Consider the following 10,995-nt stretch of genomic DNA (forward strand, 5'->3'; position numbering starts at 1 on the left):
CTCTTCTTGGTCTTGCTGTAGAAGCTGTAGTTGCTGTCTTCCGCGGACTCCAGCGCCAGGTTGCCGCCGGCCACCAGATACGCCTCATCCCCCGCACTCACCCGGCTGGCAATCAGCTCCAGATCCTTGCCGGCACTGAGGGCCACGCTGCCACCCGCGGTCACCGCCGTGGAGACCTGGCTGACCTTGTCGGACTGGCCCTTGTACTTCTTGGAACTGGAGTACGAGTGCTGCTCGTCCGCCGCCGAGGCCAGGGTCAGGTTGCCGGTGGCGGCCATGGCGAGGTTGCGTTTGGCGTCGATCTGGCTGGCGATGGCCGACAGATCGCGGCCGCTGTTGATTGTCAGGTCGCGACCGCTGGTGAGCACCGAGCCGTGCTGGCTGGTGCTGGTGTGCAGGGAGTTGGTCCGAGTCTCGTTGTCCTGCTGTTCGACAGCGGTAAGGTTGGCATCCCGGCCGGCGTTGATGGTGGTGTCGCGCGCGGCTTGCAGCACGCCAGCGGCGTTGTTGAAGTCACGACCGGCCTTGAGCGTCAGGTCGTTGGCGGCTTCGATACGCGCGGCGCTGTCGAGGAAGTCACGCCGCTGTTGCAGATCGCCGCCGCTGTTCTGGTGGCTGGTGACCGTGCGTTCATTGATCAGGTCGCCGTTGAGCGCGCTCAGGTTCACATCGCGACCGGCGATGATACCGCCCGCCTTGTTCACCAGGTTGTTGCCCGCCAGCAGGTCCAGGCGATTGCCGGCTTCGATCAGCCCGCTGTTGACCAGGTCGTTGCCGGCCTTGGCCGAGAGGTTGTTGGTGGCGCGCAGGGTGCCGGCGTTGAGCAGGTCCTTGCCGGCGATCAGGCTGATGTCCTGCCCGGCGATCAGCGCGCCGTTGGCGGCCAGGCGGTTGTTGGCGTGGGCCATGTACAGCACCGGCACCAGCACGTTCTCGCCATTCACCTGATGCGATTCGAGCCAGACGATGTCGTGGGTCAGGGCCGCGACCTGCTCGGAGGTCAGCGAGGTGCCGATCGCCAGGTTGAGCTGCTGCTTGCTCTGCAGCGCGTTATCCATCAGGTACTTGAACAGTTTCTCGTCGGAGTTCTGGCCGTCGATGAAACGTTGGCCGGTGCGGGCGACCACCGCCTGCTGGATCAGCCGTTGTTCGTAGAAACCGTCGCCCAGGCGCTTCCAGCTGTTGTCGGGGTTGTAACCCAGGTTCGACAGCAGGTAGTCCGAGCTCATGAACTGTTTCTGGTTGGTCAGCACCGGGTTGGTTTCAACCAGGTATTTGTGCGCTTGAGGGGGATTGTCGAGCGTCGGGATGCCCTGGACCCGCACAATGCTGCCTTGCACCTGTTGCGCCGGGGTACGGCTGTACACCGGCCCCTGAGTAGCCGTTCCACTGTCTGTCGGGGTCGTGACGCTAATCGTCGGCAGACTGGCATCGACGCCAGGCTGCACCGCGCCAACCTGCGCCAGCTTGCGCTCAGTCGCCGCCACCGGGGCCACCGAATCGACCTGGAGCGCCCGCGCCTGACTCTGGGCCTGGCTCTGCTCGCGCTCGGCGAATCTCAGGCTGATGCTGCCCATGCTCCAGTCCATCGGTGCCGGGTTGCGCTGGGTCGCCGCGGTGTCGCCGGCTCCTTCGCTGCTCAGGCGGAACAGGCCGTGTTGCCCGACCGGCAACGTGAAGCCTGGCAGGGCCAAGGGGTTGACCTGCTGCTTGGCCAGGTCCGGCGGCAATTGCGAGTTGATATAGATCGGCGTCGAATACTGACTGCCCGCCGAGGTGTCGCCGGTCTTCTTGCCACCACCGACATAGGCGTAATAACCACGTACCACGCCGTTGTCGATCTTCTCCGAGGCGTTGAGCTGGACGCTGGCGCCGGACTGGATAATGGCGTCGAAGTGCTTGCCGTCGCTGCTGTCCAGGGTCTTGGTACCGCCACCGGCCAGTTTTCGGGTACCGGTCATCAGGGCGTTGAACCGCGCCAGGTCGGCTTCGAAGGTACTGGAGGGCTTTGCGCCATTTTTGGCATTGAAGTCAGCCACCGCGGCGACCGCGCCCTGGTACTCATCCACGTGGTTGTATTTGATGGTGGTGGTTTCAATGTCCTGAGGCACCACCCCCTGGTTCTTGATGCTGACGGCATTGATCGCCAGGTTGCCGGAGGAAGCGATAACACTGCTTTCGTTGCTCAGCTCCTGGGCACCGATGTTCAGCTGCCCGCCGCTGGAGATACTGGAGGCCGCCGTACTGGCGGTCACCTGCAGGCGATCACGCTCGGTGAGCTGCCAGACCGCATTGCGCCGATTGCCATGTTTCTTGACATGGCATACGCCAAAGGGGCCGCATGGCAGTTCGACGATGCTGGCGTAGTACTTCTCGTGTTCCGAGTAGGTGAGGATGTCCATGACGTTCTTCACGGTCATGGCGCGAATGGTCATGTTGCCCAGGCTTTCGATCGTGCCGGAGCGGTTTTCCAGCAGGCTCGACTGGGCCTGCCCGGCATTGGCGGCCACCAGCAGGCTGCCCATGCTGTAAACGTCGGCATAGCGATTGCTGAAGCTGTTGCCCAGCAACTGCATGTCGCCGCCGCTGAAGATCGAGCTGTGTTCGGCATCGCTGACACCGGAATTGAGCAGCGTCCCGAAATTGAGGGTCAGCGCCCCGGCGCTGCCGAGGGAGCCATAGTTATTGATCGCCCCGGCATTGACCGTCAGCCCCTGGGTGGAGCTCAGGCGTCCGCGATTGGTGAGCACCCCGCCGACATTGATCCGGGTGTTGCCACCACCGGCGATAGTCGCGGAGCCTGGCAGGTCGAGCTGGGCGGCGCCGAAGCTCATGTCGCCCAGGCTGGTCAATCGGCCGTTGCCACCGTAGGCACCGGACAGTTGCAGGCTCAGGCTGCCGTCACTGGCGATCAGGCCATCGTTGGTCCAGTTGCCGCCACCGCCTTCGAAGCTGTCGGAGGCCAGCAGTTGGCCGCTGGCACTCTGGTAGAAGTTGTTGACATTGACCTTCAGACGCCCGGCCTGGATGACGCTGGTGTTGCTCCACGAATCGGCCGCGAGGGTCAGCCCCCCTTGGGTGACCAGGGTGCCGCCCGCCCCGCTGACGTTGGCCATCGAGATATCGAATTGCCCTTTGCCGGAGTGCAGCAGGGTACCGCCGGCATTCTGCAAGCTCGTCGCGTTGAGGCCCAGGTCGGTACTGGCCACTTCGATGCGGCCGTTACGGTTGTCCAGCAAGCCGCCGATCTGGAACAGGCTCTTGCCGCCGCTCCCGGCGGCCCGTAGCTGACCCTGAGCGTTGTCGATACTGGCCGCACGAATAAGCAGCGAGGTGTCACTCTCGATAACCCCCAAACGGTTATTCAATGCACCGCTCAAGCCGAGATCGATGCCTTGACCGGCGACCTGCCCGCCTTTGTCGCCGCCGTTGTCGAACGTAGTCGCAGTGACGCCAAGCTGGCCGCTGGCGTAAAGCCCGCCATTGCGGTTATCGAAGCCGGCGGTGTTGACGATGACATCGCCCTGGCGCGCGGCAATGCGGCCCCCGTTGTTGTTCAGCCCGGCCAAGGCACGCAGGTTCAAGCGCTGGGCTTCGATCACGCCACGCTGGCGTTGGTCGTTCAGGTCATAACCGTTGAGCAGCACGCCACTGATGTGGGTTTCAAGCGCGCCCTTGAGGCTCGACAGCACCCCGCCACGGTTGTCGACGCTGGCCGCGGTAATACTGACCGCGCCGTCCTGACCTATGACTTTGCCGCCCTGGTTGTTGAAGTCGCCGCTGATGTTCAGCGTCAGGCCGTTCTGGCTTTGCACCGCGGCCTTGCTGTTATCGAGGCTGGCAGCCGTCAGCTCAAGACCCGCATCACGGCTGTAAATCAAACCGCCCTGAGCATTCTGGACAGCTCCCGCGACACCCAGCGTGGCTTGCTGATTGGCCGCCACGGTGCCGTGGTCACGGTTGTCCAGGCTGTCGGCATTGAAGGTCAACAGATCCTGGCCGATCAGTTTGCCGCCGCGGTTATCGACGTGGGCCGCGTGCTTGAGTAACAAGGCCCCGTCACTGCTGAGGGTACCCAGGGCGTTGTCCAGGTTACCCGCCACATCCAGGGTCAGGGCACCTTTTGTCGCCAGGCTGCCGCCACTGTTGTCCAGGCTGCCGGCGCGCAGATCGACCGATTGCAACGCACTGAGGTTGCCGGCCTTGTTGTTCAAGGTTGCCGCCTTGAGATCAAGCGTGGCACCGCTGTCGAGCAGACCGCCGCCCGCGTTATTCAGCAGGCCGGCGACCGTGAGCGTCTGGCCGCCGACACTGGAGACCACCCCTTCGCCGCTGTTGTCCAGGCTCGCGGCGCTCAGTTTGAGCGTGCCATTGCTGGCCAGGGCGCCGGCGCCGCTGTTCAGCAGGGCGCCGCTGACATCAACGGCCAGGTTGCCCTCCTTGCTGGAGAGCGTCCCGTGGTTGCGGTTGTCCAGGCTCCCCGCCTCGACGGTCAGGCCCTTGATCCCCGACACCAGGCCATTGGCATTCAGCAACTGGCCGGACACGACACCCAGTGCCGCCTCACTGATCAACTTGCCTTGGCTGTTATCCAGCGTGCGGCCCGTCAGCGTGAAGCCTTGACGACTGGACAATGTCCCCTGCTGGTTCTTCAGGTCCTGCAGTTGCTTGATGCTCAACAAGCCTTTGGCATTCAGCTTGCCGAGGCTGTTGTCGAGATCGCCATTGGCCAGGTCCAGGGTCACCGCGCCGTCGCCCAACAGGCGACCGCCACGCTGCGTCAGCCCCGTGACCTTGAGGTTCATGTCACCCTTGGCCGATACCTCGCCGGCATCGCTCGAGTCCAACTGGTGCGCGGTCAGCTCCAGCGCGCCTTTACTGTTGATCAGCCCGCTGTCCGTGTTGTTCAGCGCCTTGGCCGACAGGTTCAGCCAGTCACCGGCCAGAACGGAACCGTGACGGTTGTTCAAGTCACCGCTGGCGATGCTCAAGCCGTTGATGGCGTTGATCAGCCCCTGGTCCTGGTTGGTCAATGACCCCTGTACCGTCAGTTTCAGCCCGGAACGGCTGGTCAATGCGCCGGCGCTGTTATCCAGGCTGGCGGCCTCTACCTCCAGCGCCGAGGCACCGATCTTGCCCTTGATGGAGCTGAGCGCCTGTTCGACCCGCAGGGTCAATGCCTGGTTGCCGAGCAACTGGCCGCCGTCGTTGTTCAGGCTCTTGGCGTTGAGTTCGTAGGTCGCGTCGCTGGAGATTTCGCCGTTGCGGTTATCGACGTCACTGAGGTTTTTCAGCAGCAGCGCACCCGGTGCGTGAATGAAGCCGCCCTGGTTGTTCAGCCGCCCCCGATTCAGGTCCAGGCTCAGGCTGGTGTTGCTGAACAGACTGCCGCCCTGCTGTTCGAGGCTGCTGACCTTCGCGGTCAGTGCCTTGTCACTGCCGATGCGCCCGGCCGCGTTGGTCAGTTTTGCCGCCGTCAGGTCCAGGGTGTCGCCACTGTCGAGGCTGCCGGCCTGGCTGTTATCGAAGTCACCGGTGGTGACCTGTACCGCGCCCTTGCCGCTGATCACGCCTTTGTGGCTGTTGTCCAGGCTGGCGCTGCGCAACTGCACGCCGCCCTCGCTCACCAGCTTGCCGCCCACGTTGGTCAAGGCGCCACGAGCGCCGAGGTCCAGCGCAGCAGCGCTCATGAGACGACCGTCGCTGTTGTCCAGGGCTGCCGCAGCCACATCAAGGGTGCTCTGGCTATCGATCAGCCCTTGGTTGTTTTGCAGGTCGCCCTTGAGGGTGAGGTCCAGGCCTTGCTGGCTTTTGATTTTCCCACTGCGGTTATCGATACGCCCGCCCGTGATCGTCAGGTCGGCCAGCGCATTGATAAAGCCGGCAGCCTGGTTGATCACCTCATCGACCTTGAGCGTCAGCCTGTCATGGGCCTCGACCAGACCCTGGTCGCTGTTATCCAGCTGCTTGCCTGTCAAGCTCAGACCGGCCTGGGTAGAAAGCTCGCCGCCTCGGTTATCGAGCGTATCGACCTTGAGTTTCAGCGCTTTTGTCGCCCCTACCAGACCGCCTTGGCGGTTATCCAGGCTCGCCCCCGTCAGGTCCAGCGCGCCAGTGGCGATCAACTTGCCGCCCTGGTTGTTCAGGGTGCCGATGTGCGCGGTCACATCCTGTTTGCCGGAGATATCGGCAGCGCGGTTGTCCAGGCTGGCGGCGGTGAGCAGCAACGCGCCGTCGGCAACAACGGTGCCGCGCTGGTTAGCAAAAGCCGTATCGACCTTCAGGTCCAGGTCACCGGTGGTGCTGAGCAGGCCATCCGTGTTGTCCAGGCTGGCGCTGTGGCTGTCGATGGAACTGGCGCTGACCAGGCCCTTCACGTTGTTCAGGGCCTCGGCGATGCGCAGTGTCAGCCCCTGGTCACTGATCAGTTTGGCACCGTTGTTGTCCAGGCTTTGCGCTTTCAGGCTGAAAGCCCGGGCGCTGGAAATCTCACCCTTTTGGTTGTCGACACCCTTCAGGTTCTTGAGCAGCAGGGCTCCCGGCGAATGGATGTAGCCGCTCTGGTTATTGAGCTGTCCGTTGTTCAGGTCCAGGCTCAGGGCGGCCTCGCTGAACAGCTCCCCGTGTTGCTGATCGAGCCCGGTCACGCTGGCCGTGAGGTCCTGTGCGCTGCTGATGCTGCCATCGGCGTTATTGACCTGGGTGGCGATCAGGCCAAGTCTGCTTTCACTGCGCAGGCTTCCACCCTGGCTGTTGTTGAAGGTCGTCGCGGTGATTTGCGTGGCGTGCTTGCCGGACAGCAGGCCCTTCTGGCTGTTATCGAGAGGGCCACTGGCAACAGTCAGGCCCTTCTCGGACTTGATGGAGCCGCCCTGATTGAGCAGTTCGCCACGGCTGGTGATCGACAGGTCTTCCACGCTCTCGATACGGCCGGCGGTGTTCGTCAGTTTGCTGGTGCCCAGGGTCAAGGAGCGGTCGCTGTGGACCCGCCCGCGGGTGTTGTCGAGCCCACCGGCCAGGGTGATCTGCAGCCCGTTGTGGCTGTCGATCTCGCCATCGGTGTTATCCAGGCTCTGGCTGTTCAGCGTCGTGGTGCCCTTGCCCTGGATCAGCCCCTTGCTCTGATTGATAAGACGGGCAACCTTCAGCTGCAGATCGCCACCGACCAGGACTCTGCCGCCGTCACTGTTGTCGAGTTGCTGGCCGGCAATTTCAGTGGTGATTCCGCTGGACAGTTTTCCGGCGCGGTTGTCGATGCCCTGAACCTCGAGTTTCAGCGCTTTTGTCGCCGCGACCAGGCTGTTGTCACGGTTGTCGAGAACACTGCCGATCAGCGTCAGGTTGCCTTGCGCCACCAGGGTGCCGCCCTGCTGTTGGAGGGTGTCGACAGTCGCATGTACGTCGCCTTGGCTGGCGATCCGCCCCAAGGCGTTTTGCACGTTCTGGGCCTTCAGCGTCACCGGGCCAACGGCGCTGAGCAAGCCGCCGCGGTTGTCCAGGTGGGTACCGGTCAGGCCGATCCCTGCCTGGCTGGTGATCACGCCTTTGTCGCGATTGTCGAGTTGGCGCACATCGAGCTGCAGGTGCTTGTCGGCGCGTACCTTGCCCCCGCGGTTGTCCAGCAAAGCCGTGTCCAGGGTCAGGCGATCCTGGCCGGTCAGGCTGCCGCCACGGTTGTCGAGACTGCCAGCCTGCAGGTCCACCACACCCTTGGCGCCCAGGTCTCCTGCGCTCTGGTTATCGAACAGGCCCGCGATCCGCGTGGTCAGGCTGCCATCGCTGGCCAGGCTGCCGGCATGGCGGTTATCCAGGCTGGCGGCGCTGATGCTCACACGCTTGGCGGAACCCAGAACACCGCCCTGGTTGTTCAGGGCGCCGCTCAAACCGATGTTCAATGCCACGTCACCGCTGACCTGACCGTCGCTGTTGTCCAGGCTGTTGGCCGTCAGGGTGGTGATGCCGGCGCTGGAGACTTCGCCATCGTGGTTATTCAGATGGCCCAATGTGGCGCTGAGATTGCCGTCGCCGCTGATCAGGCCCCGGCCGTTGAGCACCTGACCGGCCTTGAGATCGATGCTGCCGCTGCTCAGCACCCGCCCCTTGCTCTGGTTATCCAGGGTCGCGGCGCTGACGTTGGCGCTCTGCCCGGCACTCAAGGTGCCGCCCTGGTTGCTCAGGGTTTGCACAGTGTTGACCGTCAGGTTACGGCTGGCGATCACGCTCTTGCCGCTGTTGTCGAGGTGCTGCGCGCTCAGGCTGACATCGCCATTGGCATTGCGGCTGTTGCCGGTTTCGATCCCGGCTTCGATGATGCCGCTGTTGCTCAGGCGGCCGCCGGCGCTCAGGCTGATGCTGTCGCGCGCAGTCAGGTTTTGTCGGTTATTCAGGTCGCCCTGGGTCCGCACATCGAGCGTGCTGCCGGCATGGACCGGACCTTGGGCCTCCAGACTGGCCGCCTTGACCTTGATCGCCGTATTGGCCGAGGCCTGGACCATGCTCAGGTGACCGTTGGCATCGAGCTGGATATCGCCGCCACTGGCGATCAGCTTGCCGTCGAGTTTTACCCCCACGCCCGCTTCAGTTCCCACCAGCTTGATCGCCCCGGCATACATCCCGCCCAGGGCCGAAGAGTCGATCGCCAGTTCCGGCTTGGCGCTGCCGTCGTCGGCGCGGGCGGTGGCGTTCAGTGTCTGGGCGTTGACGTCGTTGCGCCCGGTGACGATGCTCAGGTTTTTCGCCTGGATCTCGGCGTTGATCTTGGCGCTGCGGGTGATGATTTCGAAGCGGTCGACGTTGTTGGCGTTGAGCGTCGCGCCCTCGATGGTCACCTGCCCCTGATCGACCTGATAACGGCTGAGCTGGCCGTTTTCGATCACCGGCTTGCCAGTGGTCAGGGTGGCTTTCGGGGTGTTGATGAAGCCGCAGCCATTGCAGCTGATGCCATAGGGGTTGGCGACGATCACATGGGCCGACTGCCCCGCCACTTCGGTGTAACCGCGCAGTTGGCTGGGGCTGCCACCGTTGACTTCGTTGAGGATGGTTTGCGCGGCGACGCCCTTGAGGTTCGGGTTGCCGACGATGATCCCGCCCAGCTGGGTGCTTTGCGTGCGGTCGGTGGCGTTGTTGAGGATCAGCCCCTGCTGGCCGACGTTGTAGTCGTGGAACTGGTTGTGCGACAGGCCGCTGCCATTGGGCGTGGCGATATTGACGATGGGCACGCCGTTGCCCGCTTGCCCCAGGCTGGTGCCCGGCGCGCTGACCACGATGCCTTCCGCCTGGGCCCACAGCGGTTGCCAGAACATGGCGTTGGCCAGGATGAACGCCAGGCCGCGCTTGGGCATGCCCCAGAAGTGCTCGCGGGTTTTCAGGGCAGCAGAAGGCTGGCGGGCCAGGAAAGCGAATTGGCGAACATCCATGTCGAAGGTCTCGAAAAAACGCGAATCAGAGGAGGAAATCCAGGCGGAAGTAGATCGGCGCTTCGCGCTCGCTCAGGACATCCGGGCGTTCAAGGGAATGGGCGAAGGTCACGCTGGTCGCCAGGTGCTGGCCGCGGGCGAACAGCTCCAGGGAGTTGCTCGACAGACGCCCGTGCTGCTCACCGTTGTAACGGTCGCCACGGATCACGCCCTGGTCGTAGCCCAGGCTGCTGCCGTACTCGGCGAACACCGGGCGCAGCCAGCCGAGGGTCACCGGACGGCTCCAGCGCAGGTCGTTGCGCCAGTAACCGCCGCTGTCGCCGGACAGCGACTGATCCTTGTACCCGCGAATCGACGACTGCCCGCCCAGGCTGGTGCGCTGCGGGCTGAACAGCACGTCTTCGCTGCGCTGGCCGGTCATCAGGCTGCTGAAGCTGAACGACTCGCCCCACAGCTTGAACGGCTGCAGGTAACTGAGGGTGGCGGTGTATTTGCGGTAGCGCGCATTCGGCTCGCCCGGCCCTGGGTGGCCATTGTCCTGGGCGTCGAAGGCACCGATGCCGTGCTGCATGCCCAGGTCGAGGTTGACGAAGGCACCGCCGATGCGCCGGCCGTGGTTGATGCCGAACTGGGCTTCGCTGAGGCGATTGCTGCTCAGGGCCAGCTTGCTGTCTTCGATGAAGTTGTTGGTGCGCAGGTAGGCCAGGCCGGCATTCAGCGAGGTCTTGCTCACCGCGTCACGCAGGATCACCCGCTCGGCGCGCAGCTGGTGGTTCTGGCTGTCGCCGGTCTGCTTGAAGCTGAAACCATTGGCCTGGGCCTGGGAGCGGTACTCGCTCTGGCTGTAGGTGTAACTGAAGTTCCACCAGCCCCAGGGCAGGTTGTAAGAGAGCATGGCGTTGTTGGAGGTGTGCTGGTGGTCGCTCATGGCATCGTGGCCACCGCGCAACATCAGCTGGTCGGCCAGCCCCAGCGGGCTGTCCCAGTCGAAGGTGGTGCCCCACTGCTGCTCGCCGGTGCTGCGCTGGCCGTCGTTGCTGCGCGACAGCCCGGCCCGCCAGGGCTTTTGCGCAGTGTTCTTGACCAGCACTTGGCTGCCACCGACCTCCTTGCCGGGGGCCAGCTCCATTTGTGCCTGGTTCGACGGCAGGCGGTTGAGCTGGTCCACCAGTTGTTCGATTTCCCGCAGGTTGACCAGCGCGCCGACCTGGCCGGGAAAGGCCATGGCCAGCTCCCGCTCGGACAGCTGGCTGTCGGCGGCGCCCTTCAAGCCTTCGAGCCGGCCCTCGACCACCAGCACCTTCAAGTGGCCGCCGGACAGGTCCTGCTGCGGCAGGTAGGCGCGGCTGGTCACCAGGCCCTTCTCCAGGTAGTAGTCGGTGATGACTTTGAGCAGCTCGTTGAGCTGGCTGACGCCCAGGCACTGACCGATATAGGGCTTGAGCAGGCGCGCCTGCTCGGCGGCGGACAGGCTGTCGGCGCCCTTGAGTTCGATGTCCTGGATCGGGAAACAGCGGGTGTCGGCAGGCGCGGTCGGCGCTGTGGGAGCGGCCTCTTTTCCGGGCAGGTCCTTGAGTTC

2 protein-coding genes are annotated in these 10,995 nt (G+C 64.0%); both read right to left on the reverse strand.

Translation table 11 applies throughout. From position 1 onward, the window contains the following. Positions 1-9,416 (reverse strand): two-partner secretion domain-containing protein (locus PVZ80_RS11205; protein WP_273863899.1); only part of this gene is annotated, 9,416 nt, incomplete at its 3' end. Between the two features lie 25 nt (positions 9,417-9,441). Further along, the coding region (locus PVZ80_RS11210) for a ShlB/FhaC/HecB family hemolysin secretion/activation protein (RefSeq protein ID WP_273863900.1) at positions 9,442-10,995 on the reverse strand (1,554 nt) is incomplete at its 5' end.

This window comes from Pseudomonas sp. B3G-3, assembly GCF_028640915.1.
GTDB lineage: Bacteria > Pseudomonadota > Gammaproteobacteria > Pseudomonadales > Pseudomonadaceae > Aquipseudomonas > Aquipseudomonas chlororaphis_I.